This is a genomic window from Halioglobus sp. D3-4, assembly GCF_055809315.1.
Genome location: NZ_CM147907.1, coordinates 1,705,561 through 1,728,857, shown reverse-complemented (window position 1 = coordinate 1,728,857; position 23,297 = coordinate 1,705,561). Strand labels below are relative to the sequence as shown.

Genomic DNA, 23,297 nt, shown 5'->3' with positions numbered 1-23,297 from the left:
GCGCGGATTACTTCTCAAGTGTATCGTGCTCTTTTTTCTTTTTTCTTTTTTCTTTTTTCGGGGATCACCCCCCAGCCGAATGCCTCCCAATAGCCGACCCTTCACCTTCCTCAAAAATTTCCTCTAGCCGATCGGCCAGGTAATTCAGCAATCGCTTCACCCGCTCATCCCTGTTCGTCATCAGCTGCCCGGCGGCCATGCCTTCCATCATGAATTTGGTGACGTCCATTGCTAGCAGGAAACGGTCGCCGCGATCTTTCCATTCGTCGAACATATTGGCGTTGGATTCACGCACGTGTTTTTCGAACAGTTGTTGCGAGTTTTCCAGAATCACGCTGAGTTCCGGGTCGGTGCGGCTGGCGACGCAGAGTTCGTGGTATACCACGAAGAGATCGCCGGTGAGGTGATCCCAGTAGGCGTCGAGGCCCGCGCGTCGTCGCTTTTGGCCCTTGAGGGCAGGGGGGATGCTGGCTACGCGCTGGGTGTAGTCTTCCAGTAGCTTGTCGTGTAGGTACTCCACGGCGGCCTGGATGAGTTCGGTTTTGGAGGGGAAGTGGTGCAGCATCGCACCGCGCGAGACGCCAGCGGAACTGGCGACCTTGGCGGTGGTCACGTTGGTGTAGCCCAACTCGATGAAACAGTTGATGGCGGCGTCGAGGATGCGGTCGCGGGTCATGGCGCTTTTTTGCGCCTGCCAGCTTATGTCTTCACCACCTTTGGTTTTTGCTGCATCTTCCTTCTTGCTGGGCATTGGGGTCTCGGGCCTCGCACGCTACTTTAAAAACAAACACGACTGATTAAAACAGGTCGCAGGTGTTCGAAGTATATACGATCCGGTGCGGGTGCGTCAGTTGTTTAACCCAGGGCGGTATCCAGCGTCATCATTAGCGCAAAGCCCACCATCAAACCCAGTGTTGCCACGGTTTGGTGGCCATTGCGATGCGTTTCGGGTATCACCTCATGGGAGACGACAAATATCATTGCGCCTGCCGAGAGACCCAAGCCAATGGGATAGGCCAGTGGAGCACCGCTTGACAGGGTGACACCCAACAATGCTCCAACAGGCTCAAGAAGACCTGTCGCGATGGCAATCAGTACTGAGATACCCCGACCGAATCCGGCGGCGATCATCGCCAGCGCGACTGCGAGCCCCTCCGGGACATCCTGAATGGCGATCGCGGTAGTAAACGGGATGGCCACGGATGTATCGCCCTGGGCAAAGCTGACACCGATGGCCATGCCCTCGGGCAGGTTGTGCAGTGCGATGGCGAAGACGAACAGCAACACGCGATTACAGTGCTCGTGCCCCGGTCCACACGGGCCCTCGCGTTCGTGCTCGTGCGGGGTGAACTGGTCCAGCCCCAGCATCAGGACAACGCCGAGCGCCATACCGCCAACGACAATACCGGCAGCGCTGAGTGCACTCTGGGTCAGCAGGGCGCTGGCATCCAGCGCTGGCAGAATCAATGAAAAGGCACTCGCGGCCAACATCATTCCTGCAGCAAATCCCAGCATAGCGTCTTCCCAGCGCCTGGAGATTCCCTGCAGCGCTAATGCGGGCAATGCTCCTAGGCCAGTTGCGGCAAACGCGACCATGCCACCGGCAAGTCCCCAGCGCAGGAAAATGCCGTTGTCGCTGAAAGCGGCCAGCCACAGGCTCTGTGCCAGCAGCGTAAGTAGAACCAGCACGGCAAGCAGCAGGCCAACTGCGGTAAAGGGATGCCGCCTGGCCTGGCTCAGGAACTCGCTGCGCCAGAGCGACGCAGTCGATACGGTGTTCTCGGTGGGCATGTCACGGCGCCTTGAAAGTTTACCCAGTCTACAAGTGAATCATTTCTACCATAGATTCGGCGCTTTCGCAGGGCAATTCATCCCCAGGCGCGGCCCGGGCACCATGTTGCGACCGTACCCGGGGTCGGTAGGTGGCGAACGTCAGTCGTTTACGCCGCCCATGCAGAGGTATTTGATCTCCAGGTAATCATCGATGCCGTACTTGGACCCCTCGCGGCCGATGCCGGACTCTTTCACACCGCCAAACGGTGCCACCTCGGTGGAGATGATACCCTCGTTGATGCCGACGATGCCGTAGTCCAGCCCCTCGGAGACGCGCCAGATGCGGCCGATATCGCGGGAGTAGAAGTAAGCGGAGAGGCCAAACGGGGTGTCGTTGCCGATGCGGATGGCTTCTTCTTCGGTTTTGAATTTGAACAGCGGGGCGATGGGGCCGAAGATCTCCTCGTTGTACACTTCCATGCTATCGTCTACATCCACCAGCACGGTGGGCTCAAAGAAATTCTGGCCAGCTTCTTCGCTGCCTTTGCCGCCTGTCAGTACTTTCGCACCGTTGTCGGTGGCCTGCTTGAGAATGGAACTGACTTTCTCGAAAGCGGCATCGTTGATCAACGGGCCTACGGTGACGCCTTCATCGGCACCGTTGCCCATTTTCAGTGCTTTAACGGCGGTCACCAGTTTTTCGGCGAACACGTCAAAGACAGATTCCTGCACCAGGATACGGTTGGCGCACACGCAGGTCTGCCCGGCGTTGCGGTATTTGGAAGCCATCGCGCCGACGACGGCAGCATCCAGATCGGCGTCGTCAAAGACGATGAAGGGTGCGTTACCGCCCAGTTCCATCGAGGTTTTCTTTACGGTCTCGGCGCACTGCGCCATCAGTACCTTGCCGATCTCGGTGGAGCCGGTGAAGGTCAGTTTGCGCACGATGGTGCTACTGGTCATCTCACCGCCAATCGCCCTGGCATTGCTACCGGCAACTACGCTGAAGGCACCGGCGGGTATGCCGGCCCGTTCGCCCAGCGCTGCGAGTGCCAGCGCGCTCAGGGGTGTTTCGGTCGCGGGCTTCAATACGGCGGTACAACCTGCAGCGAGGGCCGGGGCGACTTTGCGCGTGATCATCGCGATGGGAAAGTTCCATGGCGTAATCGCTGCGACCACGCCTATCGGTTGTTTGAGAGTCACAATGCGCTGGTTGGGGTTGTTCGCACTGATAGTATCGCCGTAAACGCGCCGGCCTTCCTCGGCAAACCATTCGACAAAGGCCGCGCCGTAGGCGACTTCTCCGCGCGATTCCGCCAGTGGTTTGCCCTGTTCGGCGGTCATCAACTGGGCCAGGTCTTCCTGGTTCTCCATTATGAGGTTGAACCAGCGTTTGAGGATCGCGGAGCGCTCTTTCGCAACCACATTGCGCCAGCTGGCAAAGGCCTTGTCTGCCGCCTCGATGGCGCGGCGGGTTTCGGCGGCACCGGCGTTGGGTATGGCGATAATCTCTTCTTTGGTGGCGGGGTTCAATACGGGCAGCGTGGCACCGTTGTCGGCATCAACCCAGGCGCCATCGATGTACAGTTTGGAGCATAGCAGGGTGGGATCTTTCAGTTTCAACATGGTATCGGAAATCTCTGGAATAAACGTGCTGGCAGTTTACTTGCCTGCGAGACGGGCAACAACAGGTGCAAAAGCTTCCACCATATTATTTTCCCCGTCATCGAGCACAGTGATATAGGAAATGCCGTAGGCTTCACGGCGGCGTAGTAATTCCTCGCAGATAAAATCGACGCTGCCGATCAGGCAGTGCGGGTGCGCAAGAATATCCTCGGTCGACATCCCCAGCGCATCGCCGATGGCCTGGGCAGTTGCCTGCTGATGGTCGGTGATGATGGTGTTGTAGGCACCGATCTCCAGTTCGAGATCGTTGAACCGGTTACCGGCGCCAGCCTTGATCCAGTCAATTTTTTTGGCCGTGGCCGCCGCCAGCCCGGAGTTCATACCGTCGGGGCCGAGCATGCCGGCACGGTTGTTGAAGTTCAGGCTGACGATATCGGCTTCCTGCCCGGCAAACTGCAGTATCTTTTTACTGCCACCGCCTATCATCAGCGGCGGGTAGGGTGTCTGTGCAGGGGAGGGTGTGCCGGAAAACCCGGACCAGCGGATAAAATCGCCTGAGATGTTCAATGGCTCGCCGCCCATGAACGCTTTATAGGCATGCACAAATTCCGCAAAGCGCTCAAAGCGCTCCGGAAACTCATCAAACGGCAGATTGACCGCGTCATACTCATTCTTGATCCAGCCCGCGCCGAGCCCAAACTCCAGACGCCCGCCAGAGAGGTAATCCATGGTCGCCGCTTCCTTGGCCAGCACAATGGGTTGACGGTAATCGTTGCAGAAAACGCGGCAGCCAACGCGCAGTGTGGTGGTCTGCTCCAGCGCCATCGCTATCGCAGGCACTGCTGCCAGCATCTGCGGCGGATGATAGGTCGTCTCCAGTGCAGGGCCTTCACTGAGAAAGTGGTCGGCCAGAAAAAATGTGGAGTAATCGAGTGCTTCCGTTTTGGCGATGCGCTCACGCCAAATGGCCGGTGAATCCGTATTGAAACTCTGCACAGCAAACCGAAACGGTTTTAAATCACTCATAATCTTGCTCCTGCTATTGGCTAATAGCGTATAGGCTTTTCAGCCACCAGGGTTCACTGGGACCGTGCGAGGCAGGAGAGCCTGCCGCCGGGTTATGGGCAAACCTACCCCGGGCCTCCATGGAGAGCCAGTTCTTCGTTATGGTTAAGGGTTTACGGCGTGTCCCAGTGCGACCTCGCGGCTCAAACGCCGATGTCACGACTAAAACAGATGTTATCCCCATCAGGACAATTTCCTAACTGCCACATGTATGCTGCTCTGCCGCGCCATACCCGAATACCTTTCGGCACTGTCCCTGTTGTCGATCAGTCGATTTGTGTTACTGCCAATCTCTCGAACTTTCTCATCAGACTGCGCAGCCGGGTCAGGGGAACCACCCCAACAGTGCGACATCGAAATCACGCCCGGCTTGATATCCTCCGCGGCAGTGGCAATGGCCGGAATCGCGCCGTGGCGCGAATGCACCTCGACGATCTCACCGTCGGCGATGTTCCTTGCCGAGAGTTCCTCTGGGTGCATAAACGCCGGGTTGTTAGTGCCCTTGCGTTTCAACAGGCTAAGCTCCGGACCGGTAGAGTTGTAAGTGTTTTTCATGCGGCGGCTGATCAGGCGCAACGGGTAATCGGCATCCGCTGCGCTTTGCAGGTCTGCGTAGGCAGCGGCAAACTCTGCATCCACACCGGGTGGATTCAGTTGCAACCGGCCCTGCGTTTCGGGGTCGGGCGGCCCCAGAATGACGTCGGGGACATCGAACACCTTGCCGCCTTCGGTGTCGTAAATGTCTTTCAGTGGTACGCGCGAACCGCGGGTGATGTTCTCCAGCAAATCGAATTTTTCCGGCTTGTTCTGCATATCGATAGGACCGTGTGCGAGGTTCAGTTCCAGCCCCATGCGCTTGCCCATCGCCCAGAAAAACTCCCACTCCTCGATCTTGTCGCCCTCAGCTTCCACCACGGTTTTGGTGTACTGGCTATAAGGTTTGTCGTGCCAGATGTCGGTAAGTAGTGTGACGTCCTCGCGCTCCAGGCACAGCTTGGGGGCGAGGATGTAATCGGCCATCTGGGCGGTGGCCGACATCCTCAAATCGATGGACACCAGAAGCTCGAGTCCGGCCAGCGCGCGGTGTGTTTTCTCCTGATCCGGCCACGCCAGTAATGGGTTGCCGCCGACACAGATCAAGGCCTTGATCTGGCCCTCGCCCTCCAGCAACATTTCATCGGCGATTACAGCGGTGGGCATTTCCTTCAGCGGTCCGTAGGGTGAGAGCACCACAGTTTCACAGATATCCTCTGACACGCGGCTTTTCACACCCTCTGTAAGCCACTGCAGTTGCGGGCCGGTGGCCTGCGCGGCGCGCGGTCCGGCCGGAGTTAAAACGCCGGGGTTAGGCAGGCGTTCGCCCTCGCGGTAATGCCGCCCGCAAATGGCATTCAGTGCCTGCACCAGGTGTTGCAGCAGGTTGGGGTGGGGGCCCATCTCCGGGCCGGTACCGGTTACGGCGGTGCCGCGTTTCGCGTTTGCAAACATTCTCGCTGCAGCGATGATCTGCTCTGCCGGAATGCCGGCAGCCGCGCCAACCGCTTCTGGGGTGAAGCGCAGTGTCTGCGTTGCCAGCGCATCCAGCCCCGCAATGTGCTCGTCGCAAAACGCCTTGTCGTGCAGGCCTTCTGTGAGGATCACGGCAATAATGGCGGCGACTACCGCCGCGTCGTGGCCGGGGTTGACCTGCAAGTGTAGATCGGAGCGGCTGGCCACTTCGGTGACACGCGGGTCTATGCAGATCACTTTCACGCCGCGCTGCCTCCCTTCACGCAATGCGTTGTGTGGGCTGAAGGACGGAATGCCGCCGGGAATCGAATAGTGCGATACCAGGGTGTTGTTGCCGATGATCATAGCGACATCGGAATCGTTCCACATGTGGCTGCCGCCATTCCACCAGCCCATGCGTGTAGGCCCGATCGCGACCTTGGCTGGCTGGTCGATGGTGACACTGGTGTAGTAGGAGGGTGACCCTATGGAGCTGTGGAACGCGCGTGCGACATCGTGGGCGGCAGAGTTCTGATAGGAGTAGGTGCCGTTATAGCTGGCGATACTGCGCGGGCCGTATTTGTCGAGAATAGCCTGTAATTTTTCGGCGATCTCATCCATGGCCGCTTCTGTGCTGATAGCCGTAAAAGAACCGTCTGTCTGTTTCTTTTGGGAGTGCTGCAAGCGCGTCGGGTGGTTGATCTGCTCAATTAATTGCCGCCCCTTGATGCAGGTGTAGCCACCGTAGATTTCGTTGCTAGAGTCCGGTACCAGCGCGATCAGCCGGTTGTCTTCCACTGTTGCCTCCATCGGGCAATAGGCGTGACAGAAGCGACAATAGGTTTTTACAGTTTTAGCGGCCATCAAATTCTTTTCCTCTGCCTGTCTGTGGGCGGTGTTCCGGGAGCTGGCGTTTATTCGGTGAAAAAGTCCGCCCGCGGTCTGCCCTCGGGGTCGTACACCGGCTCCTCCAGCGCAACTTTGTATTTGGATACTTCAACATCCTCGATCCCGTATTCCACCAGCTTGCCCAGCATCGCCTGGTAAAATGTGCCGGCCAGATGTGCGGCCAGGTCTTCAACGCTGGCCCACTTCTCGAACACGTAACACCGTGTTTTGGAGGTCGGGTCGGCCGACCACACATAGTGCAGGCAGCCTTGTTGGGCGCGGGTTTGTTCGACGAGGCTGGCGGTGTCTGCCAAGGCCTGTTCGCGGTTGCCACCAGGGAAGTTCAGGGTGCCGGCGATGAGTACGGTCATATTATTATCCTGCGGTTCGGGCGCTGAAATGTTGTCAGCGGGGAGTCCCGAAAAGGTAGCAGAGTAGGGATATTAAAACAATCAGGGTTGACTGATTTTTTGCAAGCCGCTATCGTGCGCGCATGACGACACTGATAAATCGCCAGTACTATCTGGCCTCTCGCCCCCGCGGGGAACCCAACGACGGTAACGTCCCGGCGCGGGATGTCCCTGTGCCCGAGCCCGCGCCCGGCGAAGTGGTGCTGCGCAACCTGTATATCTCACTGGACCCGGCAATACGTGGCTGGATGGGGGATGACCCGAACTATATCGAACCCATCGCCATCGGCGATGCGGTGCGCAGTTCCGTTATCGGCCGTGTGGTGAAGAGCAACAGTCCCGATTATGCACCCGGCGATGTCGCGATGACGATGGGCGGTTGGGAGCAGTACACCACGGTGCAGGGCGCTACCCTGAACAAGCTCGATGACAGCGCTGGTATGCCGCTGAGCTTGTTTCTCGGGGTGCTCGGGCCCACCGGGCTCACCGCGTATTTCGGCCTGCTGGAAGTGGGCAGACCGAAGGCCGGAGAGACGGTGCTGGTGAGTGCGGCGGCCGGTGCTGTCGGTTCTGTCGTGGGGCAGATCGCGAAAATGCAGGGTTGCCGCGTCGTCGGTATGGCTGGCAGTGACAATAAATGTCGCTGGCTGCAGGACGAACTCGGTTTTGATGCGGTGATCAACTACAAAACCTGTGGTGACTATGAAAGCGCCATTCGCGCGGCCTGCCCCGAGGGTGTCGATGTGTATTTCGACAATGTAGGTGGCGACATACTCGACGCTACGCTGTTGTGCCTGAACAAGTTTGCCCGGGTTGCCGTGTGCGGCTGGATATCCACGTACAATGTGTCCAATGCACCGGGCCCGACCAACCTGTGGCAACTGGTGGCCGAGAGCGTTACCGTGCAGGGGTTTACTGTGTTGGATTACCTCGATCGCTTCGGCGAGGGTATAGGGCAGTTGGCCGAGTGGGTGATAGCAGGAAAGCTCAAATATCGCGAGGAAGTGGTGGATGGGCTGGACAATATCCTGCCGACTTTCCTGCGCCTGTTCGACGGCTCCAACCAGGGCAAACTGGTGATGCGCCTGCCAGAGGACTAACACACTGCCGGGATAGCGCCGGCAGTGCGTTTACAGCATCAACTCAACAGCAGATCGGCGCGGTTCACCACGAAAGACTTGGTCGCGGCCTCATTCACAGCGTAATCCTTTGAATCCACTGTCGTGATAAAGCGGTGCGTGGCGGTGACATCGTCAGCGCTGAACGTCAGGTGCAGATAACCCCGCCCCGCCAGATTGGCGTACACCAGATCGTCGATCAGGCCGGTGACCAGTGGACCGAACAGCCCCGCATTGGCAGGGCCGAGCAGATCTGGGCCGTCAAATCCCGGCGAACTTACGCTGGTGCAGCCGAACTCCACACCGGCGATTTTGCCATCGCTGGTTCGCAGCTGTGACGTCCAGGCATTGTGGGTATCCCCGGCCAGCGTAATGAGCCGGGAGCCCATTTGTTGGGCGAATTCCAGTATTTCATCGCGCTCTGCACTATAGCCATCCCAGGCATCAAGGTTGTAGGGGATGGCGCTGTCCAGCAGGGCCTGTTCCTCCTCGGTGCGATCTTCCGGCGCTTTACCTTTGGCATCGACGGCGGCCAGCAAGGCAGCGGTACCTTTGCCCAGATCCAGCACTGGAGAAATGCCGGGGTCCAGTGCCTCCAGCATGGGCGAAGGGATGTTGTAGCGGCTCATCAATACCTGTTGGCCCAGAACCTGCCAGCGCGCCGTGCTATCGGTCAACTGCCCGCGTAGCCAGCTGAGCTGGTCGCCGCCCAGGATCGAGCGATTACTGTCTGTGGCTGCGGCGCGTGCACTGTCGACATCGATGATGCCGCCGGTGGCGAAATCACTATACTGCAGCTGCTCATCGCGGCCTACATGGCGTGTGTCCAGCATCAGCAGGTCGAGCAGATCGCCGTACTGGAAGCGCCGGTAGATAATGTCGTCCATGGTGGCGGGTGGGCGCACCGGCAACCATTCATACCAGGCCTGGATGGCGGCCATGCGGCGTTCGGCATAGGTGCCCTCAGTTGCCGGATTGTGATTTTGCGCACCGTTTTCCCAGCTGTCATTTGCCACTTCGTGATCGTCCCACACCACGATAAAGGGGTGGGCGGCATGTGCTGCTTGCAGGTCCATATCACCGCGGTACTGTGCGTAGCGGGTGCGGTAATCGCTTAGCGAGATTATCTCATTGGCCGGTTCCACCACCCGGCCGAATTCCTCGGCGCGATCGCTGGCGTAGCCGGTAGCAGAGTATTCATAGAGGTAGTCGCCCAGATGCAACACGGCGTCCAGATCCTGCTTGGCCAGTTCGCCGTAGACATTGAAGAACCCGGCGGGGTAGTTGGCACACGACACCACCGCAAACGACGCAGCTGCCACTGCACCGGAAGGGAGGGTGCGGGTTTTACCGGTGGGCGAGGTGTTGTCCCCGGCCATAAAGCGGTAGTAGTAGGCCGTGCCCGCTTGCAGGCCTTCGGCGTCCACCTTGACGGTGTAGTCGACGTCTGCAGTGGTGATTCCCTCTCCCTCGGCCACGATGTCGGCAAAGCCTGCATCTGTAGCGATCTGCCAGGTGACCGCTACCTCGCCGTCTTCGGTGGGTGTTACGCGGCTCCAGAGAATTACCCGGTCTGTCAGGGGGTCACCGGAGGCAACGCCGTGGTTGAAGTCGGCTGGGATACTGTCGACGTTGCCACTGCCGCCATCGTTGTTGGAATTGTTCGAACTGTTGGAGCAGCCGATAAGGTTGCTGCCCAGCAGCGGGATGAGTGAGCTGGCCGCCAGGGCCTTGACGATAGTGCGGCGTTTAAAATCGGGTGGCTTGGTCATATGCGGATTCCTGTTTTTACCGGGAGGCAATGTTAGGGTTGTTATAAGACGTGCATGTTACACCCAATTCAGTGCGCAGGGGCAATAGGCAATGGCCTCCAGCGGAAAAACCTCAGCCCTGAGGCAGCGGTGTATATTCGCCACTCAAATCTGCCGGGCCGTTATAGATAATGTTATAGACACGCGACTGGTACAGCCATTGCCCATCCTGTCTCGTGTAGGTGTCGAGATAGCGGCTTAGTATGGTAATGCCGGTACCCTGCTGATCGCGCAGGTATTCGTGCAGATACCAGTGGCCGCTGGCGGCATCGCCGTCTACCGTGAACAGGCAGGAGCTGGGCATCATCACCGCGAATTCGAAATTTCCCATCATCTGCTGCCACATGTTCAGCACATTGGTCCGGCCGCTGACGGGTTCGCCCATCAGGTTCCATACGCCATCCTCGTCCCATGTCGCTATCCAGGCATCCGCGTCATTGCGGTTAACCGCGTCAATATAGCGGGCCATAAGGTTTCGAAGCGCGAGATCGTCGTCATGTGTCGTCATTATGGTCATCCTGTCTACGGCCGGTTTGTGGGCTTTTTAGTCGTGGGGGAGTTTGCCTCGAGACTACTGTAGCGCTGGCTTGGTCAAAAAGAAACAGACGAGACTGTTTTTTAATAAGGCGAGCTGGTACTATCGCCTATCAAATCTCCCAGTACGACTATACGGATAATACACGCGAGGTGAACTGATGGATTTAAGTGCCTTTCCCTACCTGCAGGGCAATTATGCGCCTGTGTCTGAAGAGCGCGATTTTGGCGAGGATGAGTTGAGGGTCGAGGGTGAGGTACCGCGCGGCCTGCGTGGCGCATTTATGCGCGATGGTGCCAATGTCGCCTATCAACCGAACTACTATGTCTACCCGCTGGACGGCGACGGTATGGTGCACGCGGTGTATTTCAAGGATGGGCATGTCGAGTACAAGAATCGCTGGGTGGAAACCGCGCACCTGAAAACAGAGCGCAAGTTCGACCGTATGATCTACGGCAGCGTCGGTAAGATAGTGCCGGTGCCACAGGAAGTCATCGACGCAGGCGGCGAACCCAACCCGGTGCGCAACACCGCCAACACCAATGTGCTCTACCACGGAGGCAAACTGCTGGCGATGTGGGAGGGAGGCTTTCCGCACCTGCTGAACAACGATCTCAGCACAGTGGGTCTGTATGACTACGACGGTGCGCTACAGCCTGGCGATGCGCTGACAGCCCACCCCAAAATCTGCCCTGATACCGGCCAGTTAATCTCCTGCACACAGCGCTGGGACAGCCCCAATTACTGGGTACAGATATTCGATGCCAACGCAAAACACCTGCGTACCATTCCGGTGACCTTCGAGCGCAAGGGCATCATTCACGATCTGCAGATCACCGAAAACTACGTGATCATTTTTTACGCACCGGCCTTCCACAGTCTGGAAAAGGCGATGAAGGGCGAAGATCCGTTCATGTGGGAACCCGAACTGGGCACCAAAATTATTGTTATCCCTCGCGATGGACAGGGCGAGCAACGGGTATTTGAAACCGATCCCTTTTTCAGTTGGCATTTTTGCAACGGCTTTGAGCGCGGCTCGGCGGGTGGCAGGGAAATCGTCATCGACTACGTCTGGATCAACTCCATTCCCTTTGCCCAGGCGCAGGGCAGCGGCGCAGAGAAACAGCCGCGTCGCATGCACCGAATGACGCTGAATCTGGCCAGCGGCAAAGTCACAGATGAAGAGTTCAGCGATGTGTTCTGTGAGTTTTCCCGCGTGGATGAGCGTCGTATGGGCAAGGACTATCGCTACGGGTTCGCGGCCTCGTCCAATCGCGAGTGGGGCGATGCGCACGGCTATAACTGCACAGGCCGGTACGATTTTGAAACCGGTGAAACCAAACTGTGGGAGTTCGGCGCCGAGGCGAATGCGGGGGAACCGGTGTATGTGGCCAACCCCGACAGTGAACTCGAGGAGGATGGCTGGGTGATGTGTTTTGTGTTTAACCCGGGCGAGGGCGCATTCCTGTCAATCCTGGGCGCCGGCGATATCGACAGCGGTCCGGTCGCCAAAGTGCATATCCCCGCGCGTGTGCCCAATGGGTTTCACGCGAACTGGATGCAGGGGCTGACTCTTTAGTGTGCTTGTGGGCAACACGACAAGGCAAAGCCCGTCAGTGCCGGGAAAGCGTGAACTGGACAGCTAACAATACAGACTATAAACACACTGTCGGCAGGGCGACCTCGCCCCCTATCCGTCAGGTTTCAGGAGCAATCAATGTCGTTGGATAAAAAGCAATTTCTGCAGGCCTATCGCACCATGCGAACCATACGCGATTTTGAGTACCGTGTGAGCGATGAGTTTGGCAAGGGCAATATCCCGGGCTTTCTTCACCTGTACGCGGGGCAAGAGGCCATCGCCACCGGCATGTGCATGAATCTCGATGACGACGACTACATCGTCAGTACACACCGCGGTCATGGCCACTGTATTGCCAAGGGCGGTGATGTCGGTGACATGATGAAAGAGATCATGGCGAAGCAGGGCGGAAGTTGTGCCGGTAAAGGCGGTTCCATGCATATTGCGGCTGTAGAGAAAGGGATGCTGGGCGCCAATGCCATCGTCGGTGGCGGGCCGCCATTGATCGTCGGCGCTGCGCTGTCGGCCAAAACACTGGGCACTGATCGCGTTGGTGTGTCGTTCACCGGCGATGGCGGCTCTAATCAGGGTACTACGTTTGAGGCAATGAACCTGGCGGTGGTGTTGCAACTGCCGGCTATCTTCCTGTTTGAAAACAACGGCTACGGCGAGGGCACTGCGGCGGGCTATGCGGTAGGCTCCAAGGATATCGCCAGCCGTGCAGCGGCCTTCGGCATGCCCGCACTGAAAGTCGATGGCGCCGATGTCTTTGCGGTGTATGACACCTGTAAAAAAGCCGTCAAGCACTGTCGCAGCGGCAAGGGACCGATTGCGATCGAGGCCAGCATTACGCGCTTTCGCGGACATTTCGAGGGTGATGCACAGGCGTATCGCGGCAAGGACGAGGTCAAGCGCCTGATGAAGGAAATGGATTGCCTGACGATTGCCAGTGCCAACGCAATCAAGAAGAAACTCGCCACAAAAGCACAGTTAACCAAAATCGACAAAGAGGTGGCTGCGTATATCGATGAGTCTGCCAAGGCTGCGCTGGCGGCACCCGGCCCGGATGTCTCGGAACTGTTGACCGATGTCTACAGCTCCGCCTACTGAGGCACTGACACGGCACTATGCCAGAGCAATACGACGGCGCAGAACACGCATGATAACAGACAGCACCCGGAGAGAATAAGTAATGCCAATCAAGACATACAGACAGGCTATCAACGAGGCCATGGCGCAGGAAATGCGGCGCGACAGTACGGTAATAGTGATCGGTGAAGATGTCGCCGGCGGTGCCGGTTGCGACGGTGATCGCGATGCCTACGGCGGCGTGATGGGGGTGACCAAAGGCTTGTTTCCCGAGTTTGGTGAAAGCCGTGTGATCGATACCCCCATCACCGAGTCGGCCATTATGGGTGCAGCCGCAGGTGCAGCACAGACTGGCCTGCGTCCGGTTGCCGAATTGATGTTTATGGATTTTCTCGGCGTGTGTTTCGATCAAATCTACAATCAGGCGGCCAAATTCCGCTATATGTTCGGCGGCAAGGCACAGTGCCCTATGGTGGTTCGCACGATGGCCGGTGCCGGTCTGCGCGGCGGTGCGCAGCACTCACAGAACCTGACGCAGATGGTGACGATGGTGCCGGGGCTGAAGGTTGTCTGTCCCACCAATGCCTACGATGCCAAAGGCCTGTTGATTACCGCAATACGCGATAATGATTGCGTGATCTTTGTCGAGGACAAATTCCTCTATGAAACCAGCTGTGAAGTGCCCGACGAGATATACACCATTCCGTTCGGCGAGGCCAACTTCCTGCGCGAGGGTAGCGATGTCACCATCGTGGGTATTTCCAACACAGTAAACAAAGCGGTTGCCGTTGCCGACCGCCTGGCCGCCGAGGGTATCAGCTGTGATGTGATAGACCCGCGCACCACCTCGCCGCTGGATGAAGAAGCCATTATCGAAAGCGTTGAGACCACCGGTAGGCTGGTAATCGTCGATGAGATGACACCGCGCTGTGGTATTGCAGCGGACATCTCCAGCATTGTCGCAGAGAAAGCGTTTGGTGCACTGCGCGCTCCGATCCGCAAAGTCACCGCCGCGCATTCGCCAATTCCTTTTGCACCTGCGCTGGAGGATGCGTGGATGCCACAGGAAAGCGATATCGAACAGGCCGTGCGCGACGTATTGGGGTATACACGATGAGTACACTGCACGCCCTCACTGTGCCCAAGTGGGGAATGTCGATGGAAGAGGGCGAAATCACCGAGTGGCGCGTCGCTGTTGGCGACAAGATTGCCGTGGGTGATGAACTGGTTGATATCGAAACGTCAAAAATCGTCAATGCCGCCGAGAGCCCGGTGGCCGGTACACTCGTGCGAATCGTCGGCGAAGTTGGTCAGACGTTGCAGGTCGGCATGCTGATGGGGGTATTGGCCACCGGCGAGACAGATGATGCTGCTATCGATGCATTCATTGCGGATTTTGTGCCAGATGCGTCCGGTTCCGCACTGGCCCAGGGGGCGAATACGGGCGTTGCCAACAAACCGACCGCGCCGGGCGCTGAGGCACAGGATCAGCCCGCTGCGGTTGCAGCACCCGCTGCAGCCCCTGCCTCAGTTATATCCAGTGCCTTGTCCGAAGGCCCGGATGACAGTGACGTGAATGCGTCCACGGTGGCGCGTCGCATTGCCAGAGCGCACAGTATCAATTTGCACAATGTCACGCCCACGGGCCGCAACGGTCGTGTCTCCAAACACGATGTTGAACAGGCCGCCGGTATCAGGGTGCTGGCCAAGGCGGCCCCCGGGGCAGTGTCATCCAGTGAGCCACAGCGCTCCAGCGCAGATGATTCACATGTGCCCTCGACACCGGTAGCACGACGATTGGCGCGGCGCCTCAATATCAATCTCAACGATGTGACGGCCACCGGCCGTCGCGGTCGAGTGAGCAAAGAGGATGTGGAAAAGGCTGCCGTCAATGCGACGGGCATGGCCTACTACCGCGAAGAAAAACTGAGCGGCATGCGGAAAACCATCGCCGCACGCTTGTCTGAATCCAAGCAGAGTATCCCCCACTACCGCGTCAGTGTGGATATCGATATCGACAGCCTGTTGCAACAGCGCGCCTATATGAACGACACACTGGGGCACAAGATCTCAGTGAACGATTTCGTCATCAAAGCCTGCGCCAGCGCACTGGAACAAGTGCCGGAAGTCAATGTGCAGTACGCACCGGACTGTATTCGACAGTTCGATCAGGCGGATATTTCGATGGCGGTGGCGGTGAAGGGCGGCCTGATTACGCCGGTGATTCGCAATGTCGGCGTAATGAGCCTGCCGCAGATCGCCGAGGAATCGCGCGATCTTGCCGCGCGTGCGCAATCGGGCACGCTTAGCGTCGATGAATTCAGCGGTGGCACTTTCAGTATTTCGAATCTCGGAATGTATGGCGTGGATCAGTTCGACGCGATCATAAATTTGCCGCAGGCGGCCATTCTCGCGGTGGCTGCGGGGGTGAAAAAACCGGTGGTGCGCGGCGACAGTATTGTTGCCGCCACTGTGATGCGAGTGTCCCTGTCCGCCGATCACCGCGCGATAGACGGTGCGGTCGCGGCGCGTTTCCTGAAGTCGTTGAAGGGCTTTTTGGAAAATCCGGCGTCAATGTTGCTATAAATTTGCGAGAGTAGCAGCGAGAACGAGCGGCTGCGCAAACGTGAATATCGCGCTGTACTGCTGCAACCTGTTGAGAGAATGCTATGACTAATCAAGTACCAATCGCCGAAGGCCTGTTCACCTGGCCTGCCGCCAATCCCGCGTTGCTGGCCAGCCGATGTAAAAACTGCGGCATTGCCAGCTTTCCCGTTGCGGAGTCCTGTATGGCCTGCTCTGGCCAGGACGTGGTGGTGGAGGAACTGCCACGTCGCGGCACGCTGTGGACCTGGACTATCCAGCAGTTTATGCCCAAGCCACCGTATCGCAGCAACGAGACACCCGAGACGTTCAAACCCTACGGTGTCGGGTATGTGGAACTGCCCGGCGGCGTGCGGGTAGAGGGGCGGCTCACCGAAAGCGACCCCGAGATACTGCACATCGGTATGGAAATGGAGGTGGTGTTTGCGCCCTACCGCACTGAAGACAATGGCGATGAAGTGATCAACTTCTTCTTCCAACCCGTCGCCTGATTAAGAGAGAGACAGCAATGGATGTAGCAATAGTCGGCATTGGAATTCACCCTTTCGGTCGCACACCTGCACGCAGTGGTCTGCAGCAGGGAGCCTACGCGGCGCGCCTGGCTCTGCAGGATGCCGGTATTGAATGGCGCGATATCCAATTCGCGTTTGGCGGCAGTGCCAGTGCCGGCAGCGCGGATGCGCTGGTCAATGAACTGGGGCTCACCGGTATACCGTTTATCAACGTGGCCAATGGCTGTGCGACCGGCGGCAGTTCGCTGATCTCCGCATTCAACGCGATCAAGTCCGGGCAGTACGATATCGGCATGGTCGCAGGTTTTGACAAACACGATCGCGGCGCATTCAACGCGGACCCGAAGGAACTGGGCATCGGCCAGTGGTATGGCGAGGCGGGCATGATGATGACGACGCAGTTTTTCGCGATGAAAATCCAGAAGTACATGCACGACTACAACATCAGTACTGATACCCTGGCAAAGGTGTCAGAGAAAGCCTTTATCAATGGCTCCAAAAACCCCAACGCTTGGCGCCGGGAGCCGATAGGCGTGGAGGAGATCGCCAACTCCATGATGGTGAATAACCCGCTGACCAAATTCATGTTCTGCTCGCCCTCCGAGGGTGGTGTGTCGTTGATACTGTGCCGTGCTGACCACGCCAAACGCTATACCAATACGCCGGTGTACCTGAAGGCCGCGACAATGAAGTCGAGACGCTTTGGCTCTTTCGAAGTGTTCGCACCGAGTCAGGCACTACAGCAGGTTGACGGGCCGACTGTGGACGCGGCCAAGGCCGCCTTTGAAATGGCCGGTGTGGGCCCCGATGACATGGACTTGCTGCAGCTGCAGGACACCGAGGTGGGTGCCGAGATCATGCATATGGCAGAGAACGGTTTCTGTGAACACGGCGAGCAGGAGGCACTGATTCAGGCTGGTGCCACGCATATCGATGGCGCCATGCCGGTAAATACAGACGGCGGGTGTCTGGCCAATGGCGAGCCGATCGGTGCGTCCGGTTTGCGTCAGGTGTATGAAAACGTGCTGCAACTGCGCGGCCAGGCCGGAGAGCATCAGGTGCCCGGTGACCCGAAGTTGGCTTATACCCATGTCTACGGTGCACCGGGCATCAGTGCCGTCACCATACTGCAGAAATAGCGGGAGAATCGCGATGAACAATCCAAAGACGCTCACCAGAGAACAGCTGTCTGCGCGCTCCGCTGGCGAGTCCTATCAGCAGATGCTCGACAAGGAGACGGTACCGGTACCGGACTCGCTGCGTGAAAATACGAATACCTATCTGGGGTCCGAGAACCTGTCTGTCGATCGCTACTTCAGTCCAGAGTTTCAAAAGCTCGAAGAAGATAGATTGTGGAACCGTACCTGGCTGGTTACCTGCCGTGAGTCCGAACTGGCAGAGGTCGGCAGCTATTTTGTCTACGACATCGCCAAGTACTCCATTGTGCTGACGCGCACCGAGGCGGGCGAGATCAAGGGCTATTACAATGCCTGCCTGCACCGGGGCAGGCAGTTGCGCAAGGATTGCGGCACCGCGCGGGAATTCAAATGTCCGTTTCACGGTTTCCGCTGGAGTCTGGACGGCGAGTTCCAGGGCGCGCCCTGCGAATGGGATTTCCCGCATATCGACAAGGAGACGTTCTCCCTGCCGCAGGTGCAGGTGGATACCTGGGGTGGCTGGGTCTTTATCAATATGGACATGCAGGCCGAGTCGCTGCAAAGCTATCTGGGCATCCTGCCGGAGCACTTCACGCGCTGGAAGCCGGAGAACACCTTCAAGGTTATGCACGTTGAAAAGGTGATTGAATGCAACTGGAAAGTGGCATGGGAAGCGTTTATCGAGTCCTACCATACGGTGCAGACGCATCCGCAGATCCTGCCTTACCTCGGTGACTCCAATTCCCAGTACGATTGCTGGGGAGACAATATCAGCCGCACGATTTCCCCAATGGGGGTGGTCAGTCCTCACCTTGAAAACATTGAACCGGACAAGACAGTGAATGATTGGCTGGAGCACGGTGCATGGCTGACCGACGGCGCCAAAGTGGAAGTGCCGGAAGGCATGAGCGCGCGGCAGTGGCTGGCGGAGTACTATTTCAAACACTATTCCGAGCAGTATCAGACGGATCTGGGCAGTTTCTGCACGCAGAGCGAAATAATGGATTCGATTCTGTATTCCGTGTTTCCCAATTTTGCGCCCTGGGCGGGTTTTCACCCTAATCTCACTTACCGGATGAAGCCCTATGGCAATGACCCGGAAATGTGCACGATGGAAATCATAGTGTTGATGCGCTATCCAGAGGGCGTAGAACGTCCCGCTGATTGCCCGGTACAGAAGCTGGGCAAGGACCAGTTGTTTTCTGAGGCCGAGGGGTTGGAAGGCGGACTCGGCAGGGTGTTTGACCAGGACTTCAGTAATCTGAAGATGGTGCAGAAGGGTCTGCACAACCTGCAGTCCGGCGAAGTCGTACTGGCCAACTATCAGGAAATTCGAATTCGTCACTTTCACCAGACACTGGACAAGTACTTGAGTGCCTGAGTGCGTTTATACCGTACCCCGGTGCGGTGAGTCTGTGTGGAAAGTAGGGAGCTATCACTTATGAACGATCTGTGTAAACCGTTTTTACTTGAGGGCAAGGTCGCGCTTGTCACCGGCGCCTCCAGCGGGTTCGGCCAACACTTCGCCCCGGTACTGTCGCGCGCCGGTGCCAAAGTGGTGTTGGCAGCGCGGCGCACTGACCTGATCCAGAAAGAAGCGGACAGCATTAATGCCGCAGGCGGCGAAGCGATTGCCGTTACGATGGATGTCACCAGCAGCGCGAGTATCGCACAGGCACTGGATGAGGTGGAGCGCGAGTTAGGCGTTGTCACCGTGGTGATCAACAACGCTGGTATCACCGTACCCAAACTCCTGCTCGATCTCAGTGACGACGACTGGAACAAGGTCATCGACACCAACCTGAACGGTGTGGCGTATGTCACCCGCGAAACCGCGCGGCGCATGATTGCGGCCGGCACCGGGGGCAGTATCGTCAACATCGCTTCCATCCTGGCGGAGCGGGTGCAGAAGGCACTGACCAATTACGCGGCGTCCAAGGCGGCGGTAGTGCAGTTTACCAAAACGGCAGCGCTGGAACTGGCACAGCACAAGATCCGGGTGAACGCGCTGTGTCCCGGCTATTTCCAGACGGAGCTGAACGGCGAGTGGTTCAAGACGGCGGATGGACAGGCTTTGATCAAGCGTATCCCGCAGCGCCGCACCGGCAACCTTGACGAGCTGAACGGGCCGCTGTTGTTGCTGGCGTCCGAGGCGGGTTCACTGATGACGGGATCGGCCGTGACGGTGGACGGTGGTCATGTCCTGTCTGACCTGTAGCGATACTGGGCTGGACACTCTGAAAATACACTGGAACGGTTGAGAGCGTATGGCAACACTGGCAGGCAAGACGGCAGTAATCCTGGGTGCATCGGGCACCGCTAATCTGGGTACCGCCATCGCGCGGCGGCTTGCGGCAGAGGGCGCCAATGTGGTGGTCGCTGCGCGTCGCATGGAGCCTTTGCAGGCGCTGGCGTCTGAACTGAATGGCACTGCTGTGAGCTGTGATGTTACGCATGACGGCGATATCGAAAACCTGTTTCGCATTGCCACAGATACCTATGGCCGTGTTGATATCGCGGTGTTCTCTGCCGGTATCCATGCGCCAGGATTGATAGCCGAGTTGAATGCCGATGCGATTCGCCCGACGATGGAAATCAGTGTAATCGGCGCGCTGCTGTTTTTTCGCTATGCCGCGGCGGCCATGCCAGACGGTGGTTCGGTGATAACCATTTCGTCGTTAACAGCGCGTATTCCTGGGACGGGCCTGGCGACCTATTCCACGGCGCGCGCGGGTATCGATTTTGCGGTGAAAGTGGCCGCTATTGAATACGGCGAGGCAAAGGTGCGTTTCAATTCCATCGCCGCCGGTCTGATACAGACGGATATGACTGATGCATTCTTTTCGATGGAGTCGGTGATCAGCGCTCATCTCAATGCGACGCCCTCGGGGCGCATGGGCACGCTGGATGATATGGCTGAAGCGGCGCTGTTCCTCGCCGACGGGCAACGCTCGGGTTTTATTAACGGACAGGTACTGGATCTGGCAGGTGGCCAACAGAATGGCCAACTACCGAATTTTTGATAACGGAGACACAGTATGCAAGGTTACGAAGATGTCACACTTTACCAGCTGAGCGATGAGCGCGAAAAGGAATTGCTGGAGAAGCAGATAGAGTGCAACTTTATCTGGACCAACAAAGAGGGCCACGGCCTGGGTGTGATTATGAACTATGTCGCGCGCAACGGCTCCATCTGGCTGACAGCAACCAGCCAGCGCGCGCGTATCAAAGCCCTGCGCCGCGACCCTCGCGCTTCGGTGGTGATCTCCAGTATGGGGACCGATATGGGGCCGGGCAAACAGATAACCTATAAGGGCCGGGTTGTTATCCACGACGATCAGGCGACCAAGGATTGGTTTTACCCGGCGATGGGCGCCATTATCAGCCCGTATCCTGCGCCAACACTGGAAGCGGCGATCAAGCATCTCGACACGCCGCTGCGTGTCGTGCTCGAACTGATCCCCGAGAAAACCATCAAGTTTGACGGCGACGCCATATCTCAGGCGTCCTATGACGGTAAAGTCCCTGGCCACGAATCCGCCTAGCTGGTATATCTTGCCAGCCCACTGTCGATCACTGGCACTGCCATGGCGCTCACAAAGCTCCTCTGCGCTGAGACTGGTGTACACTGCCCGTTCACGCGCGAGGTGGAGTTAGCACACCGTACTTCTGCTACGCGCGCAAGTTGCTGAGAATCTGCAATAGTGCAGTAGCGTGGAGGACACCGCATGAACGAAAATAATGTTGCTTACCAGATGTCACTCAGGTCACGGGAGTGCCTGAAAACCAAGGACAAGGCACGCTGGCTCGATATGTGGGCTGAGGATGGCATTATCGAAGACCCCATCGGCCCAACCATGCTCGACCCTGAAGGTAAAGGCCACTCGACACCGGAGGCCAGGGAGGCCTTCTATGATCGCAATATTGCCAACTCGGATATCGAATACATCATCCACCAGACCTATACGGCCCACCTGGAGTGCGCGAATGTCGTGACGCTGAATGTGGTGATGACTATGGACGGCAAAAAGTACAGTCAACAGGTTAACGGCGTATTCACCTATAGTTGCAACGAGCAGGGCAAGCTGACCGCGCTGCGCGGATTCTGGGAATTTGAGGAAGGGATGGCCACGTTCAAGGAAATCGACGCGGCCTGAGTAAAAAGGGCGAGCGGTTAAGCCCTTATGATTGCAGTGCCTCGGTGGTGGTGTCGCGCATGACGCCGCCATCGAAAGTAATGGTTTTCTCTGGTACCACTTCGATAATGATGCGCGCGGGTGTGTCGAGAAACGCTACGAAGGCTTCCGGTGTCGGCGCCGGGCTGTTGGCATGGCGGGCGAAGTCCGGGTAGAACCAATCGCGTGTTTCCTGATCCTTGTGCAGGATGGCACGGCCTTTGATCGTGATGGACTGGCTGATGTCCGCATCGACACCGGCGCTGGATATCACCACGGCGCAGCGCGGGTCTCGCGCGAGTGCCTTCATACGGGCGCGCTGCTCTGTCGCAGTACACCAGATGCGGCCCTTACGCCAGATATAACTCATAGTGACGCCCATACCGTGGCCGTCTTTGGTGGTCCAGATAAACGTCAGTTCATTCTGTGCCAACAGCAGTGCTTCCTGTTTCTCCGGCGTCAGACCATACATCGTGACGTCGTCATAGTTTTCTACTTTCTCGGTGTTCATCCGGTACATCTCCAGCAAGATTGGAATAAACAGTACGTCCTGACTGTTTTGTGGTAAGGTAACACGCTAATAATTTAATGCAAGCAGACAGCCTCAGGTTTTGCCCGGTATGTCTGCGCTTTCAAACGCAGGAGAATCATTTTTATGGGAAGAGTGGCGAATAAGGTTGCCCTGATTACCGGTGGCGCGTCGGGGTTGGGGCTGGCGTCGGCCCAGCGGCTGGCCGAGGAGGGAGCCTCCGTCATCATTGCGGATATCAATCAGGCCCAGGGCGAAGCCGCCGCGAAGGGTATAGCGGGCGCGCGTTTTGAATTGCTGGATGTCAGCCGCGAGGAAAGCTGGATTGCGTTGGTGGACAAGGTGGTGGCGGAATACGGCCGCCTCGACGTGCTACTCAATAGCGCCGGTATCGTACGACTGGCCAGTATCGAAGAGACCACCGAGGAGATGTGGCGGCTGGTAAATGCGGTGGGCACCGATGGTACGTTCTTCGGCTGCAAGCATGCGCTGCGGGTGATGAAACCGGCCGGTTGCGGCTCTATTATTAATATGTGTTCCACTGCGAGTATTCAGGGTGGTCCGCAGATTTTTTCATACGCTGCATCCAAGAGCGCGATACGCGGTATGACGAAATCGGTCGCTGTACTCAGTGCCCAGAATGGTTACGGCGTTCGCTGTAACTCCATTCACCCCGGTAATATGCGCACGCCGATGCTGGAGGGCGTGGCCGCAACCGTGCGAGAGAATGATCCGGATGCCGCCGCAGCGATGGAGAATATCTGGGTGGGTGAACCTTCTGATGTCGCAAATATGGTGTTGTTTCTGGCGTCGGACGAATCAAGCGCTGTGAACGGCGCAGCGATGGTTGTCGATAACACCACTACCATTACCGAAGGTGTGGTGCCAAAAACAGTCCCCAAGTAGCGCCCGACCTACACGAAAAACTAACCCTGAGA

Annotated in this window: 22 protein-coding genes; 13 read left to right on the top strand and 9 right to left on the bottom strand. The window is 57.7% G+C overall.

Features of this window, described 5'->3' with window-relative positions:
• Positions 1-64 precede the first annotated feature (64 nt).
• From AC0L6S_RS07480 to AC0L6S_RS07455, 6 genes are all read right to left on the bottom strand, one after another.
• Positions 65-751: a TetR/AcrR family transcriptional regulator gene (locus AC0L6S_RS07480; RefSeq protein WP_473427803.1), complete on the bottom strand. Its 687-nt coding sequence runs from the start codon at positions 749-751 to the stop codon at positions 65-67.
• 104 nt (positions 752-855) lie between these two features.
• Positions 856-1,791, bottom strand: coding sequence for a ZIP family metal transporter (locus tag AC0L6S_RS07475; protein WP_473427802.1), 936 nt, complete (start codon positions 1,789-1,791; stop codon positions 856-858).
• Between the two features lie 141 nt (positions 1,792-1,932).
• Positions 1,933-3,399: an NAD-dependent succinate-semialdehyde dehydrogenase gene (locus AC0L6S_RS07470; RefSeq protein ID WP_473427801.1), complete on the bottom strand. Its 1,467-nt coding sequence runs from the start codon at positions 3,397-3,399 to the stop codon at positions 1,933-1,935.
• A gap of 36 nt (positions 3,400-3,435) precedes the next feature.
• On the bottom strand, positions 3,436-4,425 hold the full coding sequence (locus tag AC0L6S_RS07465) for a TIGR03621 family F420-dependent LLM class oxidoreductase (protein WP_473427800.1): 990 nt from the start codon (positions 4,423-4,425) through the stop codon (positions 3,436-3,438).
• A 222-nt stretch (positions 4,426-4,647) separates the two neighbouring features.
• Positions 4,648-6,816: a molybdopterin-containing oxidoreductase family protein gene (locus AC0L6S_RS07460; RefSeq protein WP_473427799.1), complete on the bottom strand. Its 2,169-nt coding sequence runs from the start codon at positions 6,814-6,816 to the stop codon at positions 4,648-4,650.
• A 50-nt stretch (positions 6,817-6,866) separates the two neighbouring features.
• Positions 6,867-7,211 (bottom strand): putative quinol monooxygenase, encoded by a 345-nt coding sequence (locus tag AC0L6S_RS07455; RefSeq protein ID WP_473427798.1) that lies wholly within the window; start codon positions 7,209-7,211, stop codon positions 6,867-6,869.
• A 122-nt stretch (positions 7,212-7,333) separates the two neighbouring features.
• Between AC0L6S_RS07455 and AC0L6S_RS07450 the strand changes: the two genes are divergently transcribed.
• Positions 7,334-8,350 (top strand): NADP-dependent oxidoreductase, encoded by a 1,017-nt coding sequence (locus AC0L6S_RS07450; RefSeq protein ID WP_473427797.1) that lies wholly within the window; start codon positions 7,334-7,336, stop codon positions 8,348-8,350.
• Positions 8,351-8,388: 38 nt separating this feature from the next.
• Here AC0L6S_RS07450 and AC0L6S_RS07445 read toward each other — a convergent pair whose 3' ends face one another.
• On the bottom strand, positions 8,389-10,140 hold the full coding sequence (locus AC0L6S_RS07445) for an alkaline phosphatase D family protein (RefSeq protein WP_473427796.1): 1,752 nt from the start codon (positions 10,138-10,140) through the stop codon (positions 8,389-8,391).
• A gap of 112 nt (positions 10,141-10,252) precedes the next feature.
• On the bottom strand, positions 10,253-10,687 hold the full coding sequence (locus tag AC0L6S_RS07440) for a YybH family protein (protein ID WP_473427795.1): 435 nt from the start codon (positions 10,685-10,687) through the stop codon (positions 10,253-10,255).
• A 187-nt stretch (positions 10,688-10,874) separates the two neighbouring features.
• Between AC0L6S_RS07440 and AC0L6S_RS07435 the strand changes: the two genes are divergently transcribed.
• The 11 genes from AC0L6S_RS07435 (at position 10,875) to AC0L6S_RS07385 (ending at position 21,812) form a co-directional block, all read left to right on the top strand.
• Positions 10,875-12,293: a carotenoid oxygenase family protein gene (locus AC0L6S_RS07435; RefSeq protein WP_473427794.1), complete on the top strand. Its 1,419-nt coding sequence runs from the start codon at positions 10,875-10,877 to the stop codon at positions 12,291-12,293.
• Between the two features lie 138 nt (positions 12,294-12,431).
• Positions 12,432-13,403 (top strand): thiamine pyrophosphate-dependent dehydrogenase E1 component subunit alpha, encoded by a 972-nt coding sequence (locus AC0L6S_RS07430; RefSeq protein ID WP_473427793.1) that lies wholly within the window; start codon positions 12,432-12,434, stop codon positions 13,401-13,403.
• Positions 13,404-13,485: 82 nt separating this feature from the next.
• Positions 13,486-14,499, top strand: a complete 1,014-nt coding sequence (locus AC0L6S_RS07425) for an alpha-ketoacid dehydrogenase subunit beta (RefSeq protein ID WP_159169546.1) — start codon at positions 13,486-13,488, stop codon at positions 14,497-14,499.
• Entirely contained in the window at positions 14,496-15,968 is a 1,473-nt protein-coding gene (locus AC0L6S_RS07420; RefSeq protein WP_473427792.1) for a 2-oxo acid dehydrogenase subunit E2, read from the top strand. Before AC0L6S_RS07425 ends, AC0L6S_RS07420 begins: the two co-directional genes overlap by 4 nt.
• An 83-nt stretch (positions 15,969-16,051) precedes the next feature.
• Positions 16,052-16,477, top strand: a complete 426-nt coding sequence (locus AC0L6S_RS07415) for a Zn-ribbon domain-containing OB-fold protein (RefSeq protein WP_473427791.1) — start codon at positions 16,052-16,054, stop codon at positions 16,475-16,477.
• Positions 16,478-16,494: 17 nt separating this feature from the next.
• The gene (locus AC0L6S_RS07410) at positions 16,495-17,637 is read left to right on the top strand and encodes a thiolase family protein (RefSeq protein ID WP_473427790.1); all 1,143 of its coding nucleotides are present in this window, start codon (positions 16,495-16,497) and stop codon (positions 17,635-17,637) included.
• A gap of 13 nt (positions 17,638-17,650) precedes the next feature.
• The gene (locus tag AC0L6S_RS07405) at positions 17,651-19,036 is read left to right on the top strand and encodes an aromatic ring-hydroxylating oxygenase subunit alpha (protein WP_473427789.1); all 1,386 of its coding nucleotides are present in this window, start codon (positions 17,651-17,653) and stop codon (positions 19,034-19,036) included.
• Between the two features lie 60 nt (positions 19,037-19,096).
• Positions 19,097-19,873: an SDR family NAD(P)-dependent oxidoreductase gene (locus AC0L6S_RS07400; protein WP_473427788.1), complete on the top strand. Its 777-nt coding sequence runs from the start codon at positions 19,097-19,099 to the stop codon at positions 19,871-19,873.
• 49 nt (positions 19,874-19,922) lie between these two features.
• Complete coding sequence (locus tag AC0L6S_RS07395) at positions 19,923-20,678, top strand: SDR family NAD(P)-dependent oxidoreductase (protein WP_473427787.1); 756 nt, start codon at positions 19,923-19,925, stop codon at positions 20,676-20,678.
• A 15-nt stretch (positions 20,679-20,693) separates the two neighbouring features.
• Complete coding sequence (locus AC0L6S_RS07390; protein ID WP_473427786.1) at positions 20,694-21,200, top strand: pyridoxamine 5'-phosphate oxidase family protein; 507 nt, start codon at positions 20,694-20,696, stop codon at positions 21,198-21,200.
• Positions 21,201-21,383: 183 nt separating this feature from the next.
• Positions 21,384-21,812, top strand: coding sequence for a nuclear transport factor 2 family protein (locus AC0L6S_RS07385; RefSeq protein WP_473427785.1), 429 nt, complete (start codon positions 21,384-21,386; stop codon positions 21,810-21,812).
• Positions 21,813-21,837: 25 nt separating this feature from the next.
• Here AC0L6S_RS07385 and AC0L6S_RS07380 read toward each other — a convergent pair whose 3' ends face one another.
• Positions 21,838-22,341: a pyridoxamine 5'-phosphate oxidase family protein gene (locus tag AC0L6S_RS07380; RefSeq protein ID WP_473427784.1), complete on the bottom strand. Its 504-nt coding sequence runs from the start codon at positions 22,339-22,341 to the stop codon at positions 21,838-21,840.
• A gap of 144 nt (positions 22,342-22,485) precedes the next feature.
• On the opposite strand from AC0L6S_RS07380, the gene AC0L6S_RS07375 reads away from it, so the two are divergent.
• Positions 22,486-23,265 carry an SDR family oxidoreductase gene (locus AC0L6S_RS07375; protein ID WP_473427783.1) on the top strand — a complete coding sequence of 260 codons (780 nt, stop codon included), beginning with the start codon at positions 22,486-22,488 and terminating at the stop codon, positions 23,263-23,265.
• Positions 23,266-23,297: the final 32 nt, after the last annotated feature.

Excerpts from the sequence above, each read along its gene's own strand:
- AC0L6S_RS07480 (WP_473427803.1), bottom strand. The coding sequence starts at position 751 with ATGCCCAGCAAGAAGGAAGATGCAGCAAAAACCAAAGGTGGTGAAGAC.
- AC0L6S_RS07475 (WP_473427802.1), bottom strand. The coding sequence starts at position 1,791 with ATGCCCACCGAGAACACCGTATCGACTGCGTCGCTCTGGCGCAGCGAG.
- AC0L6S_RS07470 (WP_473427801.1), bottom strand. The coding sequence starts at position 3,399 with ATGTTGAAACTGAAAGATCCCACCCTGCTATGCTCCAAACTGTACATC.
- AC0L6S_RS07465 (WP_473427800.1), bottom strand. The coding sequence starts at position 4,425 with ATGAGTGATTTAAAACCGTTTCGGTTTGCTGTGCAGAGTTTCAATACG.
- AC0L6S_RS07460 (WP_473427799.1), bottom strand. The coding sequence starts at position 6,816 with ATGGCCGCTAAAACTGTAAAAACCTATTGTCGCTTCTGTCACGCCTAT.
- AC0L6S_RS07455 (WP_473427798.1), bottom strand. The coding sequence starts at position 7,211 with ATGACCGTACTCATCGCCGGCACCCTGAACTTCCCTGGTGGCAACCGC.
- AC0L6S_RS07450 (WP_473427797.1), top strand. The coding sequence starts at position 7,334 with ATGACGACACTGATAAATCGCCAGTACTATCTGGCCTCTCGCCCCCGC.
- AC0L6S_RS07445 (WP_473427796.1), bottom strand. The coding sequence starts at position 10,140 with ATGACCAAGCCACCCGATTTTAAACGCCGCACTATCGTCAAGGCCCTG.
- AC0L6S_RS07440 (WP_473427795.1), bottom strand. The coding sequence starts at position 10,687 with ATGACGACACATGACGACGATCTCGCGCTTCGAAACCTTATGGCCCGC.
- AC0L6S_RS07435 (WP_473427794.1), top strand. The coding sequence starts at position 10,875 with ATGGATTTAAGTGCCTTTCCCTACCTGCAGGGCAATTATGCGCCTGTG.
- AC0L6S_RS07430 (WP_473427793.1), top strand. The coding sequence starts at position 12,432 with ATGTCGTTGGATAAAAAGCAATTTCTGCAGGCCTATCGCACCATGCGA.
- AC0L6S_RS07425 (WP_159169546.1), top strand. The coding sequence starts at position 13,486 with ATGCCAATCAAGACATACAGACAGGCTATCAACGAGGCCATGGCGCAG.
- AC0L6S_RS07420 (WP_473427792.1), top strand. The coding sequence starts at position 14,496 with ATGAGTACACTGCACGCCCTCACTGTGCCCAAGTGGGGAATGTCGATG.
- AC0L6S_RS07415 (WP_473427791.1), top strand. The coding sequence starts at position 16,052 with ATGACTAATCAAGTACCAATCGCCGAAGGCCTGTTCACCTGGCCTGCC.
- AC0L6S_RS07410 (WP_473427790.1), top strand. The coding sequence starts at position 16,495 with ATGGATGTAGCAATAGTCGGCATTGGAATTCACCCTTTCGGTCGCACA.
- AC0L6S_RS07405 (WP_473427789.1), top strand. The coding sequence starts at position 17,651 with ATGAACAATCCAAAGACGCTCACCAGAGAACAGCTGTCTGCGCGCTCC.
- AC0L6S_RS07400 (WP_473427788.1), top strand. The coding sequence starts at position 19,097 with ATGAACGATCTGTGTAAACCGTTTTTACTTGAGGGCAAGGTCGCGCTT.
- AC0L6S_RS07395 (WP_473427787.1), top strand. The coding sequence starts at position 19,923 with ATGGCAACACTGGCAGGCAAGACGGCAGTAATCCTGGGTGCATCGGGC.
- AC0L6S_RS07390 (WP_473427786.1), top strand. The coding sequence starts at position 20,694 with ATGCAAGGTTACGAAGATGTCACACTTTACCAGCTGAGCGATGAGCGC.
- AC0L6S_RS07385 (WP_473427785.1), top strand. The coding sequence starts at position 21,384 with ATGAACGAAAATAATGTTGCTTACCAGATGTCACTCAGGTCACGGGAG.
- AC0L6S_RS07380 (WP_473427784.1), bottom strand. The coding sequence starts at position 22,341 with ATGAACACCGAGAAAGTAGAAAACTATGACGACGTCACGATGTATGGT.
- AC0L6S_RS07375 (WP_473427783.1), top strand. The coding sequence starts at position 22,486 with ATGGGAAGAGTGGCGAATAAGGTTGCCCTGATTACCGGTGGCGCGTCG.